General features: G+C 62.8%; 21 protein-coding genes. 14 read left to right on the top strand and 7 right to left on the bottom strand.

Annotation, left to right across the window (positions count from 1 at the left end; all coding sequences use genetic code 11):
* Positions 1-605 precede the first annotated feature (605 nt).
* The 11 genes from AC57B6_RS30000 (at position 606) to pyrF (ending at position 12,066) form a co-directional block, all read left to right on the top strand.
* A complete protein-coding gene (locus AC57B6_RS30000; RefSeq protein WP_028196443.1) occupies positions 606-1,580 on the top strand; it encodes an IclR family transcriptional regulator in 975 nt (324 codons plus the stop codon).
* Positions 1,577-2,635: a 2-dehydro-3-deoxygalactonokinase gene (locus AC57B6_RS29995; protein ID WP_252888446.1), complete on the top strand. Its 1,059-nt coding sequence runs from the start codon at positions 1,577-1,579 to the stop codon at positions 2,633-2,635. Before AC57B6_RS30000 ends, AC57B6_RS29995 begins: the two co-directional genes overlap by 4 nt.
* Before the next feature lie 36 nt (positions 2,636-2,671).
* Positions 2,672-3,352: a 2-dehydro-3-deoxy-6-phosphogalactonate aldolase gene (locus AC57B6_RS29990; protein WP_030100941.1), complete on the top strand. Its 681-nt coding sequence runs from the start codon at positions 2,672-2,674 to the stop codon at positions 3,350-3,352.
* Positions 3,349-4,125: an SDR family oxidoreductase gene (locus tag AC57B6_RS29985; protein WP_178369240.1), complete on the top strand. Its 777-nt coding sequence runs from the start codon at positions 3,349-3,351 to the stop codon at positions 4,123-4,125. Before AC57B6_RS29990 ends, AC57B6_RS29985 begins: the two co-directional genes overlap by 4 nt.
* A gap of 100 nt (positions 4,126-4,225) precedes the next feature.
* The gene (locus AC57B6_RS29980) at positions 4,226-5,224 is read left to right on the top strand and encodes an arabinose ABC transporter substrate-binding protein (RefSeq protein ID WP_028196439.1); all 999 of its coding nucleotides are present in this window, start codon (positions 4,226-4,228) and stop codon (positions 5,222-5,224) included.
* A gap of 217 nt (positions 5,225-5,441) precedes the next feature.
* The gene (araG, locus tag AC57B6_RS29975; RefSeq protein ID WP_144193339.1) at positions 5,442-6,977 is read left to right on the top strand and encodes an L-arabinose ABC transporter ATP-binding protein AraG; all 1,536 of its coding nucleotides are present in this window, start codon (positions 5,442-5,444) and stop codon (positions 6,975-6,977) included.
* A 53-nt stretch (positions 6,978-7,030) separates the two neighbouring features.
* Positions 7,031-8,047: an L-arabinose ABC transporter permease AraH gene (gene araH / locus AC57B6_RS29970; RefSeq protein ID WP_028196437.1), complete on the top strand. Its 1,017-nt coding sequence runs from the start codon at positions 7,031-7,033 to the stop codon at positions 8,045-8,047.
* 63 nt (positions 8,048-8,110) lie between these two features.
* Positions 8,111-8,911: an SDR family NAD(P)-dependent oxidoreductase gene (locus AC57B6_RS29965; protein ID WP_028196436.1), complete on the top strand. Its 801-nt coding sequence runs from the start codon at positions 8,111-8,113 to the stop codon at positions 8,909-8,911.
* Positions 8,908-9,852: an SMP-30/gluconolactonase/LRE family protein gene (locus AC57B6_RS29960; RefSeq protein ID WP_496422703.1), complete on the top strand. Its 945-nt coding sequence runs from the start codon at positions 8,908-8,910 to the stop codon at positions 9,850-9,852. The genes AC57B6_RS29965 and AC57B6_RS29960 overlap by 4 nt, the downstream gene beginning before the upstream one ends.
* A gap of 208 nt (positions 9,853-10,060) precedes the next feature.
* Positions 10,061-11,113 (top strand): aldose 1-epimerase, encoded by a 1,053-nt coding sequence (locus AC57B6_RS29955; protein ID WP_028196434.1) that lies wholly within the window; start codon positions 10,061-10,063, stop codon positions 11,111-11,113.
* 137 nt (positions 11,114-11,250) lie between these two features.
* The gene (gene pyrF / locus AC57B6_RS29950) at positions 11,251-12,066 is read left to right on the top strand and encodes an orotidine-5'-phosphate decarboxylase (protein ID WP_496422702.1); all 816 of its coding nucleotides are present in this window, start codon (positions 11,251-11,253) and stop codon (positions 12,064-12,066) included.
* A gap of 33 nt (positions 12,067-12,099) precedes the next feature.
* On the opposite strand, the gene AC57B6_RS29945 is transcribed toward pyrF, so the two are convergent.
* The 4 genes from AC57B6_RS29945 to thiL form a co-directional block, all read right to left on the bottom strand.
* Entirely contained in the window at positions 12,100-12,630 is a 531-nt protein-coding gene (locus tag AC57B6_RS29945; protein WP_496422701.1) for a cupin domain-containing protein, read from the bottom strand.
* 31 nt (positions 12,631-12,661) lie between these two features.
* Positions 12,662-13,162: a CinA family protein gene (locus tag AC57B6_RS29940; RefSeq protein ID WP_028196431.1), complete on the bottom strand. Its 501-nt coding sequence runs from the start codon at positions 13,160-13,162 to the stop codon at positions 12,662-12,664.
* A gap of 82 nt (positions 13,163-13,244) precedes the next feature.
* Positions 13,245-13,817: a phosphatidylglycerophosphatase A family protein gene (locus tag AC57B6_RS29935; RefSeq protein WP_178369244.1), complete on the bottom strand. Its 573-nt coding sequence runs from the start codon at positions 13,815-13,817 to the stop codon at positions 13,245-13,247.
* On the bottom strand, positions 13,807-14,802 hold the full coding sequence (gene thiL / locus AC57B6_RS29930; protein ID WP_030100948.1) for a thiamine-phosphate kinase: 996 nt from the start codon (positions 14,800-14,802) through the stop codon (positions 13,807-13,809). Before thiL ends, AC57B6_RS29935 begins: the two co-directional genes overlap by 11 nt.
* Positions 14,803-15,006: 204 nt before the next feature.
* Here thiL and AC57B6_RS29925 point away from each other — a divergent pair, with 204 nt between their 5' ends.
* From AC57B6_RS29925 to AC57B6_RS29915, 3 genes are all read left to right on the top strand, one after another.
* Complete coding sequence (locus tag AC57B6_RS29925) at positions 15,007-17,346, top strand: NADP-dependent malic enzyme (protein WP_028196428.1); 2,340 nt, start codon at positions 15,007-15,009, stop codon at positions 17,344-17,346.
* A gap of 421 nt (positions 17,347-17,767) precedes the next feature.
* Positions 17,768-18,184 (top strand): ribonuclease, encoded by a 417-nt coding sequence (locus AC57B6_RS29920; RefSeq protein ID WP_028196427.1) that lies wholly within the window; start codon positions 17,768-17,770, stop codon positions 18,182-18,184.
* A gap of 16 nt (positions 18,185-18,200) precedes the next feature.
* A complete protein-coding gene (locus tag AC57B6_RS29915; protein ID WP_028196426.1) occupies positions 18,201-18,761 on the top strand; it encodes a barstar family protein in 561 nt (186 codons plus the stop codon).
* A gap of 94 nt (positions 18,762-18,855) precedes the next feature.
* On the opposite strand, the gene AC57B6_RS29910 is transcribed toward AC57B6_RS29915, so the two are convergent.
* From AC57B6_RS29910 to speE, 3 genes are all read right to left on the bottom strand, one after another.
* Positions 18,856-19,596 carry a 16S rRNA (uracil(1498)-N(3))-methyltransferase gene (locus AC57B6_RS29910; protein WP_030100950.1) on the bottom strand — a complete coding sequence of 247 codons (741 nt, stop codon included), beginning with the start codon at positions 19,594-19,596 and terminating at the stop codon, positions 18,856-18,858.
* Between the two features lie 19 nt (positions 19,597-19,615).
* Positions 19,616-20,029, bottom strand: coding sequence for a VOC family protein (locus tag AC57B6_RS29905; protein ID WP_028196424.1), 414 nt, complete (start codon positions 20,027-20,029; stop codon positions 19,616-19,618).
* A gap of 114 nt (positions 20,030-20,143) precedes the next feature.
* Entirely contained in the window at positions 20,144-21,025 is an 882-nt protein-coding gene (speE, locus tag AC57B6_RS29900; RefSeq protein ID WP_496422700.1) for a polyamine aminopropyltransferase, read from the bottom strand.
* Positions 21,026-21,220: the final 195 nt, after the last annotated feature.

Below are 21,220 nucleotides of genomic sequence, written 5' to 3'. Positions count from 1 at the left end.
ACTGTTCAAGCAGCTCGGCGGGAATTGCCGGCAGGTCTACCGGCTTGGCTTTCGGTTTGCGAGGCATAGTCACTCCTTGGCGACATGTTATGCCTCAAACACGAAATTACTGACAGGCCCCCCCGCACAGGGGCAACGCTAATAGACCACTAACAATTCAAGGAAAGGCCAAAAGACCAACCCAAACAGACCACGAACAAATCAAGGAAAGGCCAAAAGACCAACACCAGAACAGACCACTACGACAGCAAGGCAACGCCAAAAAAAACCAGACCCGCCGAGCAGGCCAAAAACCCAAAACCCAGCCCCCGGCACGGCCAAATCCCATTATATGAATCCAGCACTCACATATTGGAGCTTTTCAAAAAACCGCCCTACAATCCAGCCAACACGCTTCGTTAGGCCAGAGAAAAGAACGGCCACACCGAGCGACAGCAAGAAAAAAACCGGAGACAAGCCAACCCATGCCCAAGACCCAAAGGCAGCACCCGCATGTCCGCGCCACCGGCTACCCGCCCTGTGCCGCGAACAAAACTGCGAGCAAAACAGGCCTCCTCTCCGGTCCCGCGCTGTAAGCGCAAAAAACCATCGAAAAGCCAATCGCCATGAATAAAGCGATGCCCACTCACGCCGCGAGCGCGTCCGAAGCCGAGCTGGCGCCTTCAGCCAATCACGCGACCCGTGCAACGCCACAGCAGGTTCATGCCGCCAAAGCCCCGCGCGCCGGCGCGCAACCGGCCGTGGTCGACGAAATCGCGTTGCCGAGCACGCTGCTCGACGTCACACCGCAACAAGCCGGTACCCAAACGCTGTTGCGCGGCCTCGCGATTCTGGAAGCCGCCGCCGCCGGCGTACGCGATCTGCGCACCTTCGGCGCCGCACTCGGCACGACGCGCAGCACCACGCACCGGTTGGTGAGCAGCCTCGTGCAGGCGCGCTATCTCCGCCAGGTGCAAGGCGGCTATCTGCTCGGCCCGAAGCTGATCGAACTCGGCACCATCGCGCTCGAACAGATGCCGCTCACCGCAGTCGCGCGTCCCCATCTCGAATCGCTCGCTGAGCAGACACTCGACACGATCCACCTAGGCGTGCGCGACGGCGACGACGTGCTGTACATCGACAAAATCCCCGGCACCCGTGGCCTCGAAATGCGCTCGCGCGTCGGTCACCGGATGCCGCTGGCGTCGACGGGTATCGGCAAAGCCATGATGCTCGACCTCACGCCGGATGTGTGGCAGTCGCTTTTCGAAGCATCGCGGCGCGCGCTCGCCGGCGTCAGTTTCAAGCCGGATAACCGCCCCGACGCGCCAACCTTCATGCAGCGCATGACCAGCTACGCTGCCGGCGGCTATACCTTCGACCTCGAAGAAAACGAAGCATCGATCCGTTGCGTCGCAGCGCCGGTGCGCGACGCATCGGGCTCGGTGGTGGCGGCGCTGTCGGTGGCGAGCACGATTCCGTATATGTCGCTCGAACGCATGGATGAACTGATCCCGGTCGTGCAGCGCGAAGCGCGCGCGATCTCGGAAGAACTCGGCTGGCGTGCGCCGCAACCGGCAACGCGCAGGATCAAACGATGAAGCAAGCGGGTTCTCAAACGCAGGCGCTCGATCCGGTGAACGGCACCGCGGCCGCCGACGCCAGGCTCCAGCACGCCGCGCTGATCGCGCTCGATTGGGGTACGACGTCGTTGCGCGCGTATCTGTACGACGCAGCCGGTAACGTACTGGCAACCCGGGCCTCGACGGCCGGCATCATGAATCTGCCGCGCAGCGCGGAACAGGGTGGCTTCGACGCCGCCTTCGATGACGCGTGCGGCGCCTGGCTCGAGCAGGCACCCGGCGTGCCGGTGATCGCCGCAGGCATGGTCGGCAGCGCGCAAGGCTGGGTCGAGGCTCCGTATGTCGACGCACCGGCAAATGCCGATGCGCTGGTGGCCGGCATCGTCCGTGTCAAAGCCGCGGGCGGCGTGACGCTGCACATCGTGCCGGGCGTCCTGCAGCGCGGCGACCTGCCGAATGTAATGCGCGGCGAGGAAACCCAGATCTTCGGGGCGCTCAGTCATGACTCGGGCGGCGCGGACAGCGGTAAGCGCGCGCTGATCGGCTTGCCTGGCACCCACGCGAAGTGGGCCGTCGTGCAGGCAGGCCGCATCGAACGTTTTCATACCTTCATGACCGGTGAAGTGTTCGCAGCACTGCGCGAGCACACCATCCTCGGCCGCACGATGGATACGCCAGATCGTCCGGATACCGATGCATTCCTGCACGGCGTGAAGATCGCCCGCGACAAAGGTCAGGCGGGCCTGCTGGCTACCGTATTCAGCGCCCGCACGCTCGGGCTCACTGGACAACTTTCGCGCGAACAGCAGCCGGACTATCTGTCGGGCCTGCTAATCGGGCACGAACTGGCCGGTCTCGAAGCCGTGCTCGGGCAACAGCACAACTCGCTCGCCGGGCAGCAGTTGCGCCTGATCGGCAACGAGGCGCTGTGCGAGCGCTATCGCGTCGCACTCGCACAATTCGGCTGCCCTCACGCGGAGCTGGTGAAGTACGCCACCGAACGCGGCTTGTGGCGCGTCGCGACCCAGGCGGGGCTCGTCAATCCGACGCCCCAAGCGGCGCACGCGGGCTAACCGGTAGCGCCGCCGCTCACGAAACAAGGAACCGACATGCAACCTCACATCAATCTGCCCGCCCCATACATGCCGCACGCGGGTCTGATCGCGGCGTTCGAGGTCTGTCCGCTGATCGCGATCATGCGCGGCGTGACACCCGCCGATGCCGCCGAGCACGCTCAGGCGCTGTACGAAGCCGGCTTTCGCATCGTCGAAGTGCCGTTGAATTCGCCGCAACCGTTCGACAGCATCGCGGCGATCCGCAAGACCTTGCCGGCCGATGCGATCGTCGGTGCCGGCACGGTGCTGCACCCGGGTTTTGTCAGCGACGTCAAGTCCGCCGGCGGCGAGCTGATCGTGATGCCGCATAGCGATCCGGAAGTCGTCAGCGCCGCGAAGGCGCAGGGCATGGCGTGCGCGCCGGGCGTGGCCACGCCGAACGAAGCCTTCCTCGCGCTGAAAAACGGCGCGGACGTGCTGAAGATGTTCCCTGCGGAACAACTCGGCTGCCAGGTCGTGAAGGCGTGGCGCGCGGTGATCGCGGCGCAGGTGCCGCTGGTGCCCGTCGGCGGAATCACGCCGGACAACATGGGGCCGTTTTTGAGTGCCGGCGCGAACGGTTTCGGCCTCGGCTCGGCGCTGTATAAGCCGGGCCAGAGCGCGGCGGTGACCGCCTCGCATGCGAAAGCGTTTATCAACGGCTTGCGCATCGCTCGCGCAGGCGCGAAGAAATGAAGCGGCTCGCCGACAAGGTTGCGTTGATCACCGGTGCCGGGCGCGGCATCGGCGCGGCGATCGCATTCGCGTTCGCGCGCGAGGGCGCGGCGGTCGTACTGGCGGAGCTGGATATCGAAACGGCGCGGCAGACGGCGGAGCAGATCAAGTCGCAAACCGGTGCGCGTGCGCTGGCCGTGCATACGGACGTGACGCAATCGGCGTCGGTTCAGCACGCGGTGAGCGAGGCGGAACGTACGTTCGGCGCGCTCGACGTGCTGGTCAACAACGCCGGCATCAACGTGTTCTGCGATCCGCTGACAATGACCGACGACGATTGGCGCCGCTGCTTCGCGGTCGATCTCGACGGCGTATGGAACGGCTGTCGCGCGGTGTTGCCGGGCATGGTCGAACGCGGCGCGGGCAGCATCGTGAATATCGCGTCGACGCATGCATTCAAGATCATTCCGGGATGCTTTCCGTACCCGGTCGCGAAGCACGGCGTAATCGGTTTGACGCGCGCGCTCGGCATCGAGTACGCGCCACGCAATGTGCGGGTCAACGCAATCGCGCCGGGCTACATCGAGACGCAACTGACGCATGACTGGTGGAACGAACAAGCCGATCCGGCCGCCGCGAAACAGGCAACGCTCGATCTGCAACCGATGAAGCGCATCGGCCGCCCGGAAGAAGTGGCGATGACGGCGGTGTTTCTCGCCTCGGACGAAGCACCGTTCATCAACGCTACCTGCGTCACCGTGGATGGCGGGCGCTCGGCGCTGTATCACGACTGAAAAGTTTCACCGGACGACGCGCTGGCCGCGTGTGTCACAACCGGTACAAGAAGACGCGGCCGATACCTTCTCGTTATCAATTAGTCAGGAGACACGCATTATGAAACGAAGAATTTTCCTCACGCTGGCAGCAGCGGCGGCGGGTGTGCTCTTCAACGCACCGGTCGCGCAGGCTGCCGATCCGGTGAAGATTGGCTTCCTCGTGAAGCAGCCGGAAGAACCGTGGTTCCAGGACGAGTGGAAGTTCGCCGAAATCGCCGCCAAGCAAAAGGGCTTCACGCTGGTGAAGATCGGCGCGCCGTCGGGTGAGAAGGTGATGAGCGCTATCGACAACCTGGCGGCTCAGAAAGCGCAAGGCTTTGTGATCTGCACGCCTGACGTCAAGCTCGGACCGGGCATCGTCGCCAAGGCGAAAGCAGACGGCCTGAAGATGATGACGGTCGACGACCGCCTCGTCGACGGCGCCGGCAAGCCGATCGCATCGGTGCCGCATATGGGCATCTCGGCGTACAACATCGGCAAGCAGGTGGGCGACGGTCTGGCTGCGGAAATCAAGAAGCGCGGCTGGGACATGAAAGACGTGGGCGCGATCGACGTGACCTACAACCAGTTGCCGACCGCAGTGGATCGCACCACCGGTGCAACCGACGCGCTCGTCGCCGCAGGTTTCCCGAAGGCCAACGTGATCGAAGCGCCGCAAGCGAAGACCGACACGGAAAACGCCTTCAACGCCGCCAATATCGCGTTCACCAAGAACCCGCAGTTCAAGCACTGGGTCGCCTACGGTCTGAACGACGAGGCCGTGCTCGGCGCGGTGCGCGCAGCGGAAGGCCGTGGCTTCAAGGCCGACAACATGATCGGTATCGGTATCGGCGGCTCGGACTCGGCTTTGAACGAGTTCAAGAAGCCTTCGCCGACCGGCTTCTACGGCACGGTCATCATCAGCCCGAAGCGCCACGGCGAAGAAACCTCCACGCTGATGTACGACTGGATCACCCAAGGCAAGGAACCGCCGATGCTCACGTTGACGACCGGCATGCTGGCCACGCGTGACAACGTGGGTGAAGTACGCGAGAAGATGGGCCTTGCATCGAAGTAAGCATTGGTTGTAACGCAGTGCAATGAAGTGAACTGCCGGTGCGTCATTCTCCAGGGATTGGGCGCATCGGCAGCCTTCACCGGCAGCAATAAAAGACGAGCAGTTGAGACAGACCACGCTTGGTGTCCATGAGGCACCTGAAGAAGCACGGTTCATACGAAGCAATGGGACGGCAGTAAGCGTTAGAACGCTAACTTCCGTCGACATAGGAGGCGAAGTGTCAGCGACGCTACGTTTTGACAATATCGGCAAAGTCTTTCCAGGCGTGCGCGCGCTTGACGGAGTGTCCTTCGACGTCAACGTCGGCCAGGTGCACGGCCTGATGGGCGAAAACGGCGCAGGGAAATCGACCCTGCTGAAGATTCTCGGCGGTGAATATCAGCCCGACTCCGGCCGCGTGATGATCGACGGCAATGAGGTGCGCTTTACGAGCGCGGCGGCGTCGATCGCAGCGGGGATCGCTGTGATTCACCAGGAACTGCAATACGTGCCCGATCTGACGGTCGCGGAAAACCTGTTGTTGGGCCAACTGCCGAACTCGCTCGGCTGGGTCAACAAGCGTGAAGCCAAGCGCTTCGTCAAAGAACGTCTCGAAGCGATGGGCGTGGCGCTCGATCCGAACGCGAAGCTGAGAAAGCTCTCGATCGCACAGCGGCAAATGGTCGAAATCTGCAAGGCCTTGCTGCGTAACGCGCGCGTGATTGCGCTGGATGAACCGACCAGCTCGCTGTCGCATCGCGAGACCGAGGTGCTGTTCAAGCTGGTGCGCGACCTGCGCGCCGACAACCGCGCGATGATCTACATCTCGCACCGCATGGACGAGATTTACGAGCTGTGCGATGCCTGCACGATTTTCCGCGACGGCCGCAAGATCGCCTCGCATCCGACGCTCGAAGGCGTGTCGCGCGACACCATCGTGAGCGAAATGGTCGGGCGTGAAATTTCCGATATCTACAACTATTCGGCGCGTCCGCTGGGCGAAGTGCGCTTCGCGGCGAAAGCGATCGAAGGCCATGCGCTCGCGCAGCCGGCCAGCTTCGAAGTGCGGCGCGGCGAGATCGTCGGTTTCTTCGGTCTGGTGGGCGCGGGCCGTAGCGAGCTGATGCACCTGGTGTACGGCGCCGACCACAAGAAGGCTGGCGAAATCGTGCTCGACGGCAAGCCGATCAAGGTGCGCAGCGCGGGCGAGGCGATCCGGCACGGCATCGTGCTGTGCCCTGAAGACCGCAAGGAAGAGGGCATCGTCGCGATGGCGACCGTGTCGGAGAACATCAATATCAGTTGCCGCCGTCACTATCTGCGGGCGGGGATGTTCCTCGACCGCAAGAAGGAAGCGGAAACCGCGGACCGTTTCATCAAGCTTCTGAAGATCAAGACGCCGAGCCGCCGCCAGAAGATTCGCTTTCTGTCGGGCGGCAATCAGCAGAAGGCGATTCTGTCGCGCTGGTTGGCCGAGCCCGATCTGAAGGTGGTGATTCTCGACGAGCCGACCCGCGGAATCGATGTGGGTGCGAAGCATGAGATCTATAACGTGATTTATCAGCTTGCGGAACGCGGCTGCGCGATCGTGATGATTTCGTCTGAACTGCCGGAAGTGCTCGGCGTGTCCGACCGGATCGTCGTGATGCGTCAGGGCCGCATTTCCGGCGAGCTGTCGCGCAAGGAAGCAACGGAACAAACGGTGTTGAGCCTCGCGTTGCCGCAGAGCTCGACCGCCATGCCCGGAACCGCAGCCACCGAGCAAGCGGCCTGAACATTACTTGGACGAAAGTCCGGCAACCCGTGGGGAACGGGAGGAGTCTTCAAATGCAAGCCAGAGAAAACCTCGCGCAACAAGCCGCCAAAGGCGCGGCTGAGGCGCTGATTCCGCAGTCGAACGACAAGGCGAAATGGTGGCAGCAGATCACCGAGTACAGCCTGATCCTGATCTTCGTCGTGATGTTCGTCACGATGTCGCTGACGGTCGATCACTTCTTCTCGATCGAGAACATGCTCGGTCTCGCGCTGTCGATTTCGCAGATCGGCATGGTCGCGTGCACGATGATGTTCTGTCTGGCCTCGCGCGATTTCGACCTGTCGGTGGGTTCGACGGTTGCCTTCGCGGGTGTGCTGTGCGCGATGGTCCTGAACGCGACCGGTAACACCTTCATTGCGATCATCGCGGCGGTGGCAGCGGGCGCGGTGATCGGTTTCGTCAACGGCGCGGTGATCGCTTATCTGCGCATCAACGCGCTGATCACGACGCTCGCGACGATGGAAATCGTCCGCGGTCTCGGCTTCATCGTGTCGCACGGGCAAGCCGTGGGCGTGTCGTCGGATACCTTTATCGCGCTGGGCGGCCTGAGCTTCTTCGGCGTGTCGCTGCCGATCTGGGTCACGCTGCTGTGCTTTATCGTGTTCGGCGTGATGCTCAATCAGACCGTGTATGGCCGTAACACGCTGGCCATCGGCGGCAATCCGGAAGCCTCGCGTCTCGCCGGTATCAACGTCGAACGCACGCGCGTTTATATTTTCCTGATTCAGGGTGCTGTTACCGCGCTGGCGGGTGTGATTCTGGCTTCGCGGATTACGTCGGGTCAGCCGAACGCGGCGGAAGGTTTCGAACTGAACGTGATTTCGGCTTGCGTGCTGGGCGGCGTGTCGCTGCTCGGCGGTCGCGCGACGATTTCCGGTGTCGTGATCGGCGTGCTGATCATGGGCACGGTCGAGAACGTGATGAACCTGATGAACATCGACGCGTTCTACCAGTACCTTGTGCGCGGCGCGATTCTGCTCGCCGCCGTGCTGCTCGATCAGTTGAAGAACCGCGGTTCGCGAGATTAAACCCGGGACCCAACCCGCGCTCAACTCGCGACTCACTTACTTTGCTCTATAAGGAATCGAACGATGTCGTCTCCGGCCAATGCAAACGACCGCCTCGCGGACAGCGCGTTTGCCCGCTATCCGAGTCTCGTCGACCGAATCGTACTGATTACGGGTGGTGCGACCGGTATCGGCGCATCGTTCGTCGAACATTTCGCGGCGCAGGGCGCGCGCGTCGCGTTCTTCGATATCGATGCGAGCGCGGGTGAAGCGCTCGCCGATGAACTCGGCGACTCGAAACATAAGCCCATGTTTTTGCCGTGCGATCTGACCGATATCGACGCACTGCAAAAAGCGATTGCCGACGTGAAGGCCGCGCTCGGCCCGATTCAGGTGCTGGTGAACAACGCGGCAAACGACAAGCGCCACACGATCGGTGAAGTGACGCGCGAGTCGTTCGACGCCGGCATCGCGGTAAATATTCGTCACCAGTTCTTCGCGGCGCAAGCGGTGATGGACGATATGAAAGCCGCCAACAGCGGCTCGATCATCAACCTCGGCTCGATCAGCTGGATGCTGAAGAACGGTGGCTATCCGGTGTATGTGATGTCGAAATCGGCGGTGCAGGGTTTGACGCGCGGCCTCGCGCGCGACCTCGGTCACTTCAACATTCGCGTCAATACGCTGGTGCCGGGTTGGGTGATGACGGAAAAGCAGAAGCGTTTGTGGCTCGATGACGCAGGCCGTCGTTCGATCAAGGAAGGTCAGTGCATCGACGCTGAACTGCTGCCCGCCGATCTCGCGCGCATGGCGCTTTTCCTCGCCGCGGACGACAGCCGTATGATCACCGCGCAGGACCTCATTGTCGACGGAGGCTGGGCGTGAGTGCGGGGCCGCGTACAGTTCAGCCGGCGCCTCGCGCGGCGTTGCTGCTCGATACGCAATGCACGCTCGGCGAAGGCGCGACGTGGTGCGCCAGAACAGGCCGCCTCTACTGGACCGATATCGAAGGCGCGCGTTTATGGCGCTATGACCCGAGCGACGGACAAAGCACGTCCTGGCTCATGCCCGAGCGTCTTGCCACGTTTGCGTTGTGTGCCGACCCCCGCTACCTGCTGCTCGGATTGGCGACGCATCTGGCGTTCTTCGATCTGGCAACAGGTGTGACGCAGCATATCGTCGACGTCGAAGCGGATTTGAATACGCGCGTGAACGACGGCCGTTGCGACCGTCAGGGCCGTTTCGTCTTCGGCACAAAGGACGAAGGCTCTCCGCTGCGGGCGCTCGGCGGGTTTTATCGGCTGAATCATGATTTGTCGCTGGAGCGGTTGCCGTTACCCGCGCCGGCGATCTCGAACAGCATTGCGTTCAGTCCTGACGGTGCGACGATGTATTACTGCGATTCGCCAACGCGTGAAATTCGCGTGTGCGACTATCGCGCGGACGGCAGCATCGCCAACGATCGCGTCTTCACGACATTGACCGACGCAACCGGCGAACCCGACGGTTCGACCGTCGACGGTGACGGCGGTCTGTGGAATGCGCAATGGGGCGGCAGGCGAGTGGTGCGATATGGACCCGACGGCGTGGAAACCGAACGCGTCGACGTACCGACTGCGCAACCGAGCTGCATCGCGTTTGGCGGTCCTCCGAGCGGACTTCCCGCTGGACACGCCGCGCAACTGGACACGCTGTACATTACGAGCGCGCGCATCGATCTCGATGCCGTGGCGCTCGCGACCGATGCTCACGCGGGCGGAGTATTTATCGCAACGCCTGGGCGACAGGGTTTGCAGGAGCCGGTGTTTCAAGGCTCGCCTGCCTAGCGCAAAATAGCCCGGCCTCGATGTCGAGGCGGCAGCGGAGGGTGGTCGAGCCGTGTTTGAGAAAGTGCAAAGAGTCGATGTCGCAAAACCAGTGGCAGCAAATCGGCAGCATGCCGTTCGGACCCAGAGGCGACCGGTTCAAGAAAATCGCCCAACAGCATCCGTCAGCAATGACGGCAATGTCCCACGCCTCTCGATGGAGCCAGATATGACTGTTGCGAATCCTGTTTCCGCTTCTTCCCAGAGTCGGCGCGCGCGACTCAACGCGGCGGCCAATCCGGTGCATCCGGGGCCGAGTACGTCGGCGGTTGCGGTCGGTGAGACAAGCGGCGGCGAACTTGCATGTATTACGCTTGCCAACGCGCATCTGCGTCTCGACGTCGCGCCGACGCTCGGCGGCGGCATCACCCGTTTCGATTGGCGTAACGACGGCGCGCTCACGCCGATTTTCCGGCGCTGCCGCCATGTCGCCGCCGATACCCAGCCGAACGAGCTGGCCTGCTATCCGTTGCTGCCGTATTCGAACCGGATCGGCGGCGGTCATTTCAATGTGGCGGGGCGGCGTATCGAAGTGCCAAACAATCGCGCCGACGAACCGCTGCCGATTCATGGCGACGGTTGGCTCTCTGCCTGGCAGGTCGCCGAAGCGGACCGTGAAAATGTCCGGCTGACGCTCGATCGCCAGGACGGCAAACCGTACGCATTCCATGCGACGCAAACCTATTCGCTGGACGGCCCCACGCTCGTCATCACGCTGGAAATCGAGAATGCCGGTCGCGAGGCGTTGCCTTTCGGCTTGGGCGTGCATCCGTTTTTCGTGCGCGACACGGACACCGAACTGTCCGCGGCCGCCGGCGGCTTGTGGCTCTCCGGCGACGACTGGCTGCCGGTGCGTCACGTGCCGGCGCCGCCCGCGTGGCAATTCGGTGTGGCGTATCCGCTGCCGGAAGCCATCGTCAATCACGCCTTCACGGGCTGGAGCGGGCAGGCGGCTGTGGTGTGGCCGAAGCGGCGCCTGTCGCTGAATATTGCCGCCGACACCGACTACTATGTGCTCTACACGCCACCCGGCGAAGAGTTCTTCTGCTTCGAGCCGGTGGATCACCCGATCAACGCGATGAATCTGGCGGGCGGTGCGTGCGAGAACGGCATGACGATGCTGAAACGCGGCGAGCGTCTGACGCGCACGTTCCGCTTCAGCGTTGAACGCACGGGTTTGCGCTCGATGCCGGGTACGCGAGGATCGCGGCGGCGCCAGTAGTCAGTAGGCCGGGCTGACCGGCAGGGCGCATCTGTCACGTCCGCGGCGCCCGCCGGTGTGGCGCGTCGGCGCGGCCTCGCGCGCGAGACAGGTAAAATACGCGCCACTTCCGTTATCGGCTCGCCGCGAGACACACTATGTCCAATTTCATCCAGACACTCAACGACGCCTGGCAGCGCACGAACTCGCTGCTGTGCGTCGGCCTCGATCCCGAGCCCAGCAAATTTCCGGGCGCGCTTGCGGGCCGTCCCGAGGCGATTTTCGACTTCTGCCGCACCATCGTCGACGCCACCGCGCCGTATGCGTCTTCGTTCAAGCCTCAGATCGCGTACTTCGCGGCGCATCGCGCGGAAGATCAACTCGAGCAACTGATCGCGCACATTCATGCGAACCACCCGGGCTTGCCGGTGATTCTGGACGCGAAGCGTGGCGACATCGGCAGCACCGCCGAGCAGTACGCGCGCGAGGCGTTCGAGCGCTATCAGGCGGATGCCGTAACGGTGAATCCGTATATGGGTTTCGATTCGATCGAGCCGTATCTGGAGCACGCGGGCAAGGGCGTGATCGTGTTGTGCCGGACCTCGAATCCGGGCGGCTCCGATCTGCAGTTTCTGGAGACGGGCGGACGTCCGTTGTATCAGGTCGTTGCGCAACTGGCGGCGGATAAGTGGAACGCGAATGGCCAACTGGGTCTCGTGGTCGGCGCGACGTTCCCGAAAGAGATCGAAGTGGTGCGCGGAATCGTCGGCGATATGCCGCTGCTGATTCCGGGCATCGGCGCGCAAGGCGGCGATGTTCAGGCGACGGTCAATGCCGGTCGTACAGCGAACGGCACCGGCATGCTGATCAACTCGTCGCGGGCGATTATTTATGCCGGCAAGGACGACGATTTCGCTGAGGCCGCGGCGAAAGCGGCGATGGAAACGCGTGATCGGATCAATGCGTTCCGGTAAGCGACGGCGCTGTGCAGCGCTTTGCGCTTCTGTTCAGACCGGTTGAGCGGCTGGCCCCAGCCGCTCGATAACCACCGAATGCCGCGGATGTTGCGCCTTCAGCGCTGCAATATCCGCCAGCTCGAATTCGCTGAATTCAAATCCTGGCGCGACTGTGCAGCCCACCAGCGCGAACGTCGCCGGGTCCGCACATTCCGCGGCAAACCACCGGCCTGCGGGCACCACTGCCTGAAACACGGCCTCCGGATGGACCAGCGCATTGCCCAGCCTGTGCGTAATCAACGAACCTGCTTCGTCGATTACATGAACGTTCAACGGCTCGCCGGCGTAGAAATGCCAGACCTCGTCGGATTTGATCCGGTGCCACGCCGAATGCGCGCCGTCACAGAGCAGGTAGTAAATCGCCGTGGACGCCGAGCGCATCTGCGTCGAACCGTCATCGCGAAGAACCGCGTCCACGGACCGATACGTCTCGCTAAAGAATCCCCCTTCCGGATGCGGCTTCAGATCGAAGCGGCGGATCAGTTCGTCTTTGGCTGCGGTTGAAGTCAGCGTGTCGGGCATCGTGATGGCGCCTCAGGGTTTGAACCGGACGTTAATGTTCGCGTTCGTCGAGCAGGGCCAGCACGCCGCGCAACGCGTGCGCGGCAGCCTGCACGCGGATCTTCTCGCGGTCGCCCTTGAATACTTTGGTTTCCACGGATGTATGCAGCCGATTGCTCCAGCCGAACGACACCATGCCTACCGGCTTGGTTTCTGTGCCGCCGCCCGGACCGGCCACGCCGGTAATCGACAACGACACCTGCGCGCGGCTGTTGCGTAGCGCACCCTCGGCCATCGCGCGTGCCACCTGTTCGCTGACCGCGCCGTGCTTTTCGATCAGCTCGGCTGGCACGCCGATCATCTCGGATTTGGCCTGATTCGAATACGTGACGAAACCGCGCTCGAACCAGCCGCTGCTGCCGGAAATATCGGTGATCGCGGTTGCCACCATGCCGCCCGTGCAGGATTCGGCGGTGACGAGCATCAGGCGCTCGTCGCGCAGACGGTTGCTCACGCGAATCGCGAGCTGATGAACCACGGAATCGGTAGGCATGACATCAATCCGGAAAACGGGGAACTGCTGCAAGAGGCTGCCGGCTTGCAGCCCTTGGCCGGCACTGGCCAACCGGCAACGGTTAAACCGACATGCGCCAGAGCGCAATCACGAGCAGCGTGAAAAACGCGGCGACCAGGTCATCGAACATGATGCCAAAGCCACCTTTCAGTCGGCGATCGAAATAGCCGATGGGCGGCGGCTTCACCATATCGAAGAAACGGAACACGATGAACGCGACGAACTGCCCGGTCAGCGTGACCGGCGTGACCATCAGCAGCACCAGCCAGAATGCGACGATTTCGTCCCAGACGACCGGCGACGGATCGTCGGTGCCGAGCTTTTTGGCGGTGAAGCCGCAAATCGCAATGCCGCCGAGAAAACCGGCGACGATCAGCACGCCCCAGTCGACCACGGTCAAGTAGCGGCTCAGGACGGCGAACGATGCCCATGCGAACAGCGTGCCGACCGTGCCCGGCGCAACCGGCGATAAACCGCTGCCGAAACCCAGCGACAGGATGTGCAGCGGGTGCGACAGCATGAAGCGCGCGGTGGCGCGGCGCGGCTGAGGGCGTGGCGCGCGGGGCCCGGACGCGTTGGGCGGCGGATTGCCGATAACTTCGTCAGCGGGCACCAGCGGGGGATCAGTCTGCATGGAAATGGTCGAAGCCTTGCAACGTCAGGGTGAGCGGCGTGCCGGCGGCATTGCGCCAGCCGATCGCCGGGCGGTCGGCCGCCGATTGAAGAGCGCTTATTGTACCGATGCGCGTGACCGGTATCGCGGCCTCGCGGCCGGCTGATTCGACCGCGGCGCGTGCCGCAGCCGGGGCGGTGAAGCACAGTTCGTAATCGTCGCCGCCGGCTAGCGTGCAACGTTGCTGGATTTCGGGCGAGAGGCGGCGCAGCGCGTCTGATCTCGGCACAGCGTCGACGTCGACAGTGGCCTGCACGTTCGAGCGTTTCAGGATGTGCAGCAGGTCGCCGGCAAGTCCGTCTGACAGATCGAGCGCGGCGTGTGCGATTCCTCGCAACGCGAGCCCCAGGCGGATGCGCGGCTCCGGGCGTTCGAGGGCGCGACGAAACGTCGCAGTGTCGCTGGCATCGGCAGACCACTCGCCGCGCTGCACACCCAGGCCCGCCCGGGCGTCGCCAAGCGTGCCGGAGATCCAGATGTCGTCGCCCGGTTGCGCGGCGTCGCGGCGCAGCGCGGCTTGCGGCGGCACGCTGCCGAACACGGTAAGGCACAAATTCAATGGGCCACCGGTCGTGTCGCCGCCGATCAGAGTGCAGCCATAGCGCTCGGCCAGAGTGAAGAGCCCCTCGCTAAAGGCGGCCAGCCAGACTTCGTCGGCCTTGGGCAAGGAGAACGCCAGTGTGAACGCCTGCGGTCTCGCACCCATCGCGGCCAGGTCCGACAGGTTCACCGCGAGGGCCTTATGACCGAGCGCCTCGGGATCGACATCGGGAAAGAAGTGACGGCCTTCCACCAGCATATCCGTCGATATCGCCAGCATTTCTCCCCGCCGCGGCGCGAGTAGCGCGCAGTCGTCGCCGATGCCGAGTGAGCCGTCATCGGCACGGGGTGCCGCGGCGGCGCGGCGGGCGAAGAAGCGATCGATCAGCGAGAACTCGGAGAGCATGGGGTGATGGATGAACGGATAACTGCAACGAAAAGCTGCTAACGGCGCGCATTATGCGGAAGCGCGAACGGGTAAACACTTTATTCGCACTCGACGCGGGTTTGACGGGCAATCAGCCGACCGCGCGACGTTTGCCTTTCACTCTGTTTCAGTCGCGGCAGTTGTACCCGTATTGAAGGAATTGGGCCGGCAATTGGGGCTACAATGCCGTCGAACGTCTATTCTAATCCGCACTTCGAAGCCCGCCTTATGTCGACTCCCGTCAATAGCAAACTCCGCGAAGCCGCCCTCGATTATCACGAGTTCCCGACTCCCGGGAAGATCGCGATCGCACCGACCAAGCAGATGATCAACCAGCGCGACCTCGCGCTGGCGTACTCGCCGGGCGTCGCGTTCGCGTGTGAGGAAATTGTCGAGAATCCGCTGAACGCCGCGCGTTTCACCGCGCGCAGCAACCTGGTCGGCGTCGTCACGAACGGCACCGCCGTGCTGGGTCTGGGCAACATCGGACCGCTCGCGTCGAAGCCGGTCATGGAAGGCAAGGCTGTCCTGTTCAAGAAGTTCGCCGGCATCGACGTGTTCGATATCGAGTTGAACGAGTCCGATCCGCACAAGCTGGTCGACGTGATCGCCGCGCTGGAACCGACCTTCGGCGGCATCAACCTCGAAGACATCAAGGCGCCGGACTGCTTCATCGTCGAGCGCGAATGCCGCAAGCGCATGAAGATTCCAGTTTTCCACGACGACCAGCATGGCACGGCGATTGTTGTCGCGGCGGCTATCACCAATGGCCTGAAGGTGGTCGGTAAAGACATCAAGAGCGTCAAGCTGGTGTCGTCCGGCGCGGGCGCAGCGGCACTGGCGTGTCTGGACCTGCTGGTCGACATCGGCCTGCCGCTCGAAAACATCACCGTCACTGACCTGGCCGGCGTGGTCTATAAGGGCCGCGTCGAGTTGATGGACCCGGACAAGGAACGCTTCGCACGCGAAACCGACGCTCGCACGCTTGCCGAGGCGATCGGCGGCGCGGACATTTTCCTCGGCCTCTCGGCCGGCGGCGTGCTCAAGCAGGACATGGTCAAGCAGATGGCCGACAAGCCGCTGATTCTGGCGCTGGCCAATCCGACCCCCGAAATCCTGCCGGAACTGGCGCTCGAAGTGCGTCCGGACGCCGTGCTTTGCACGGGCCGCACGGACTACCCGAACCAGGTGAACAACGTGCTGGTGTTCCCGTTCCTGTTCCGCGGTGCGCTGGATGCGGGCGCGACAACCGTCACGCGTGAAATGGAAATCGCCGCGGTCAACGCGATTGCCGAACTGGCGCGCCAGGAGCAGAGCGATATCGTCGCGACTGCGTATGGCATCCAGGATCTCTCGTTTGGCCCGGAATACCTGATTCCGAAGCCGTTCGACCCGCGCCTGATCGTCAAGGTCGCGCCGGCGGTGGCGAAGGCCGCGATGGATTCGGGTGTTGCCGAGCGTCCGATCGAGGACATGGAAGCGTACGAACAGCATCTGCAGCAGTTCGTGTACCACAGCGGCACCACCATGAAGCCGATTTTCCAGCTGGCGCGCGGCGTCGAGCCGGAGAAGAAGCGCATTGTGTTCGCGGAAGGCGAAGAAGAGCGCGTGCTGCGCGCCATGCAGATCATCGTCGACGAAAAGCTCGCGAAGCCGATCCTGATCGGTCGTCCGGCGGTGATCGAACAGCGCATCGCGCGTTATGGCCTGCGCCTGGTCGCGGGGCAGGACTACACGGTCGTGAACACCGATCACGACGAGCGTTACCGCGATTTCTGGCAGCAATATCACAAGATGATGTCGCGCAAGGGCATCACCGAGCAGATGGCCAAGCTCGAAATGCGCCGCCGCACCACGCTGATCGGCGCGATGATGGTGGAACGCGGCGAGGCCGACGGCATGATCTGCGGCACGGTGTCCACCACGCATCGCCACCTGCACTTCATCGATCAGGTGATCGGCAAGAAGGAAGGCGCGAAGGTCTACGCGGCAATGAACGCGCTGGTGTTGCCGAACCGGCAGATTTTCCTCGTCGACACGCACGTGAACGTCGACCCGACGCCGGAGCAACTGGCCGAGATCACGATCATGGCGGCTGAAGAAGTACGCCGCTTCGGTATCGAGCCGAAGGTTGCGCTGCTGTCGCATTCGAACTTCGGCTCGAGCAATGCGCCGACCGCGCAGAAAATGCGCGACACGCTGGCGATCTTGCGCGAGCGCGCGCCGGACTTGCAAGTGGACGGCGAAATGCACGGCGACCTCGCGCTCGACGCGAACCTGCGCCGCGAAGTGCTGCCCGACTCGACGCTCGAAGGCGACGCGAACCTGCTGGTGCTGCCGAACATCGACGCGGCCAACATCTCGTACAACCTGCTGAAGACCGCCGCGGGCAACAACATCGCGATTGGTCCGATGCTGCTCGGCGCGGCCAAGCCGGTGCACGTGCTGACGGCCTCGGCGACGGTTCGCCGGATCGTCAACATGACCGCGCTGCTGGTGGCTGACGTAATCGCAGCCCGCTGATTCTTGAGCCGGGACTGAAGCGTGGCGTCGCCCGACTGTGGGCGTCACGCAAAAAAAAGGCGTGCCCGCAACGGGCACGCCTGCGGGTGAACAGGGGATAGTCACCCTAAAAAAGGCTGAATGAAACCATTCAGCCTTTGAGAGGCTGCAGCAACCGCAAGGCTTTCACTCCAGAGAACGAACCACGCAACGGACGCCGTGTGCGCCTGGTTTTGCCCTGTATTTGCTTGATTGAGCTAATTTTAGCTTGTATAGGCTAAATATTCTGTCAAAAGTCGTCAAAGCCAGTTCCGTGGCTCTTTCCCGCGCGATAGGATGTGTTTGCCGGTCTGGTGAACGTTGATTCTGTGGGGTTTTAGCGATACCCTTACGACTTTCATGGTCGTAAAACTCGTGATCTAACAGCGGGGAACCTTGATTCATGGCACGCAAGTGGCAGCGCATTAAAGGCGTGCTGATCGGTGCTTTGACGCTCTGCGCTTTATCCGGCTCCGTGCCTGGCGCGTTTGCGCGCGACTACACGGCACCCGCCGATACACAAGCACAGGTGCAGGGCACCATCGCCGCGGCGCAGTTGCCGCGCGAAGCAGTCAATACATTGAACTTGATTGCCGCGGGCGGGCCTTACCCGTATGAGAAGGACGGCATCGTATTCGGCAATCGCGAACGGTTGCTACCGCCGCATCGGCGCGGCTATTACCACGAATACACCGTTCCCACGCCTCGCTCGAGAAACCGCGGGGCGCGTCGCATCGTCTGCGGAGGTCCGCTACAGCGGATCGACAACTGTTACTACTCGGACGACCATTACACCAGTTTTAATCGTATTGTTGAATGACATCGGGATGAACGGCATGAGCGACAACGTCTACGCGCACGACTCCGGAGTCGCGACGGATCTTTTCGCGGCCGGCGACGGCAATTTGTTCCAGCGCGTCATGCGGATGCGCGCCGGCGACCAAGGCCGGGATAACCAGAGCGAAGGCAGCACTGTGCTTTCATCGAACGAGGAGCCCATGAGCCTTTTCAAGACCGTACGACCGAACATCGTACAGTCGATCCGCGCGTTTCGCGTGCAGGATCTCGCTGACGAGGCCAATCAACTCGGCCAGCATTTTCTTTATGCGTACTGCGCGAATGCCCAGTCCAAACAGGAAGTGCTGGAGACCATTGCCACGTCGTTTCTGTTTCCGAAGCATTTCGGCAAGAATTACGACGCGCTCTACGATTGTCTGACCGATCTGGTCCACAAGGCCGGTACGCAGCCCGGGTTCGTGATCGTGCTCGAGCAGTTGCCGGTCGCGCAGAAGTTCGATAAGGAAGGGCGCGAGACGCTCCTCGACGTGTTTCGCGAGGCGGCCGAGTTCTGGGCCGAGCGCAAGGTCGCGTTCCGGGTGTTTTATTCGTTTGCCTGAAGGATGCGTTGAGCATTGCTCATCACCGCCAAAAAGAGAAAGGCCCGCCAATTGGCGGGCCTTTCTCTTTTGCATTTCAAATCAGTGGCTTGGCTTACCAGCCGCCCCAGCGGGCGGCCAATGCCGAGAGTACCGCGATGCCGGCGGTTTCGGTACGCAACACACGCGGGCCGAGACCGACTGCCGTAAATCCGTGATCAGTCGCAGCGGCTTCTTCCGCTGCGGAAAAACCGCCTTCGGGGCCGACCAGCACCGTTACACGCCCGAACGGCGGATTGGCGGGCAGCGCTGAAAAGCTGATGCTGGCGCGGGGCGACAGCAGAATGCGCAATTCGCCTTCTTCCGGTGCGCGGGGGAGCGCGCCGAGCCATGTAGCGATCTCGCGCACCGGCATCACCTCAGGCAGGCGATTGCGCCCGCATTGTTCGCACGACGCCCGCACAATGCCCTGCCAGTGAACATGCCGCCGCTGCGCGCGGTCGCCGGAAAGACGCACGACGCTGCGCGTGGTGGTCAGCGGCACGAAACACGATGCCCCGAGTTCGACGGCCTTCTCGATGAGCCAGTCCATCTTGTCGCCGCCGGCAATGCCTTGCGCGAGCGTGAGGTGATATGGCGGCTCCACTTCGATATTGCGGAATTCGTGAATTCTCACTTTGGCCGAGCGGCGTTCGACTTCGACGAGTTCGGCGCTGTATTCGCCGCCTTCGCCATTGAAAAGCACGATCGAATCGCCGGGCTGCAAACGCAGTACGAGGATGTGGCGCGTGACGTCATCGGGCAACGGCATGATGTCGTCGGGCTTGAGAGGCGTACCGACGAAGAAGCGAGGCATCAGAAAAATACTCATTAGTTCAGGAAAGGTGGCGAGCGAGCGCCCAACGGTAGCCGTCCAGATCTTCGACCTGGGCAAACCGGTCGCCCCAGAACTGATCCTGTGGCTCGCTCAGCGATTTTGCGCCGGCGGCCAGCGCCCGCGTGTAAACCGCGTCGACGTCGTCGACATAGACATAAAACGATTGCGGCGCAATCGCGCCCGCGCTCTTGGGGGTTTTCGCCGCCGAGCCGAACGCGCCTTCCGGCGCGAACATCACGATCAGCTGGCCTTGATAGGTCATCTCGACATGCATGACGACGCCGTCGTCCTGAACGCTATCGCGTATCTCGAAGCCGAATGCCGCTTCGAAGAACGCGGTCGCGGCACGTGCGTCGCGCACCGTCAGATAGGGGGTCAACCAGGGCACACCGGCTGGGCGGGAGGCGGTCATGGAGTTCTCCGGATCTATTGGGGTTGCGGGATGCATGTTGCGAGGCCAGGTGAGCGCTCGCGTATCGATATACCGATAGCGCGCGCCGACCGAACCGTGCATTTTGCCCACGCGTTAGCTTGATGGCTTTAAGAATTGACTTAGTTTATCGCGCACGGAGCGGGAAGCCGAGAACAGTCCGGCATGCAGAGCGGCATCGTAGTGTTTTAGCGAATCGATTTGGCGCGCGGCGAGGCGCTGGGTCAGTGTTTCGGCGGTGAGAGCTGCAGGGTCGAGCGTATCGCTGGCGCTAGCCATCATCCAGAGTGAGCCGTAGAGCGGGATGAAGGTATGCATCGTGCGCACGACGGCGAAGGTGTTGCGCAGATCGCCGAGCAGACGGGCGACGCGTTCGGCATGGAAGTACGGCGAGCCGAGATGCAGCGTGAGAACTGAGGCCGGACTCATGACATGCTTGAGTTGCCGGTAAAAGTCGGGTGTGTACAGGTCCGCCGCAGGTGAATCCGGCGGTGTCAGGTCGAAGACAACCAGATCGAACCGCGCCGCGGCCTTTGCATCGATCCCTGCGACATAATGCGCGGCATCGCCGATCACCAGTTCGACACGTGGATCGTCGAAAGCGCCATCGTGCACGTCGGCGAGATACTCGCGGGTCAGGCGCACGACTTCGGCATCGAGCTCCGCCACCACGATTCGCGCGATGCCGGTGTGTTTCAGTAATTGCCGCGCAGCGCCGCCGTCGCCGCCACCCAGCACCAGCGCCGCTTTCGGCGCAGGATGCGCCAGCGCGGCTGGATGCACCATGCACTCATGGTAGATGAACTCGTCACCGGTCGAGGTCATCGGGCGCCCGTCGAGCGTAAATAGCCGGCCGAGCTGTGGCGTGTCCCATACCTCGATACGCTGATAGAGCGAATCGACGCACGCAAGCCGTCGAGCGTTCGGAAATCCGTAGACGGCGTCGGCGGTCGGGCGGAACAGCAGGGGAGCGTTCACGGATGGCGGGCTCCGTTCGGAGCGCGGTGGGTTGGTCTCGCTCAATTGTAAAGGCGCAAACGCGGCGTGGCCCGTCCGCACGCGGCGCCGGCCCGAAACCGGGGGGCGGGCACATTCCGGACCCAGCGCGCAGTCAGCCCAGGAGCCAACGCGCAACCAGCCAGGGACCTGCAGCGAGGGGGGCCTGCGCGCGGG

Source organism: Paraburkholderia sp. BGA-UO-ETr-F12, assembly GCF_059567945.1.
The sequence above is the reverse complement of the archived record's forward strand: the minus strand, read 5'-3'. Positions and strand labels throughout refer to the sequence as shown.

What these genes read in the sequence shown, in the direction of transcription:
- AC57B6_RS30000 (WP_028196443.1), top strand. Translation starts at nt 606, where the DNA reads ATGAATAAAGCGATGCCCACTCACGCCGCGAGCGCGTCCGAAGCCGAG.
- AC57B6_RS29995 (WP_252888446.1), top strand. Translation starts at nt 1,577, where the DNA reads ATGAAGCAAGCGGGTTCTCAAACGCAGGCGCTCGATCCGGTGAACGGC.
- AC57B6_RS29990 (WP_030100941.1), top strand. Translation starts at nt 2,672, where the DNA reads ATGCAACCTCACATCAATCTGCCCGCCCCATACATGCCGCACGCGGGT.
- AC57B6_RS29985 (WP_178369240.1), top strand. Translation starts at nt 3,349, where the DNA reads ATGAAGCGGCTCGCCGACAAGGTTGCGTTGATCACCGGTGCCGGGCGC.
- AC57B6_RS29980 (WP_028196439.1), top strand. Translation starts at nt 4,226, where the DNA reads ATGAAACGAAGAATTTTCCTCACGCTGGCAGCAGCGGCGGCGGGTGTG.
- araH (WP_028196437.1), top strand. Translation starts at nt 7,031, where the DNA reads ATGCAAGCCAGAGAAAACCTCGCGCAACAAGCCGCCAAAGGCGCGGCT.
- AC57B6_RS29965 (WP_028196436.1), top strand. Translation starts at nt 8,111, where the DNA reads ATGTCGTCTCCGGCCAATGCAAACGACCGCCTCGCGGACAGCGCGTTT.
- AC57B6_RS29955 (WP_028196434.1), top strand. Translation starts at nt 10,061, where the DNA reads ATGACTGTTGCGAATCCTGTTTCCGCTTCTTCCCAGAGTCGGCGCGCG.
- pyrF (WP_496422702.1), top strand. Translation starts at nt 11,251, where the DNA reads ATGTCCAATTTCATCCAGACACTCAACGACGCCTGGCAGCGCACGAAC.
- AC57B6_RS29945 (WP_496422701.1), bottom strand. Translation starts at nt 12,630, where the DNA reads ATGCCCGACACGCTGACTTCAACCGCAGCCAAAGACGAACTGATCCGC.
- AC57B6_RS29940 (WP_028196431.1), bottom strand. Translation starts at nt 13,162, where the DNA reads ATGCCTACCGATTCCGTGGTTCATCAGCTCGCGATTCGCGTGAGCAAC.
- AC57B6_RS29935 (WP_178369244.1), bottom strand. Translation starts at nt 13,817, where the DNA reads ATGCAGACTGATCCCCCGCTGGTGCCCGCTGACGAAGTTATCGGCAAT.
- thiL (WP_030100948.1), bottom strand. Translation starts at nt 14,802, where the DNA reads ATGCTCTCCGAGTTCTCGCTGATCGATCGCTTCTTCGCCCGCCGCGCC.
- AC57B6_RS29925 (WP_028196428.1), top strand. Translation starts at nt 15,007, where the DNA reads ATGCCGTCGAACGTCTATTCTAATCCGCACTTCGAAGCCCGCCTTATG.
- AC57B6_RS29920 (WP_028196427.1), top strand. Translation starts at nt 17,768, where the DNA reads ATGGCACGCAAGTGGCAGCGCATTAAAGGCGTGCTGATCGGTGCTTTG.
- AC57B6_RS29915 (WP_028196426.1), top strand. Translation starts at nt 18,201, where the DNA reads ATGAGCGACAACGTCTACGCGCACGACTCCGGAGTCGCGACGGATCTT.
- AC57B6_RS29910 (WP_030100950.1), bottom strand. Translation starts at nt 19,596, where the DNA reads ATGCCTCGCTTCTTCGTCGGTACGCCTCTCAAGCCCGACGACATCATG.
- AC57B6_RS29905 (WP_028196424.1), bottom strand. Translation starts at nt 20,029, where the DNA reads ATGACCGCCTCCCGCCCAGCCGGTGTGCCCTGGTTGACCCCCTATCTG.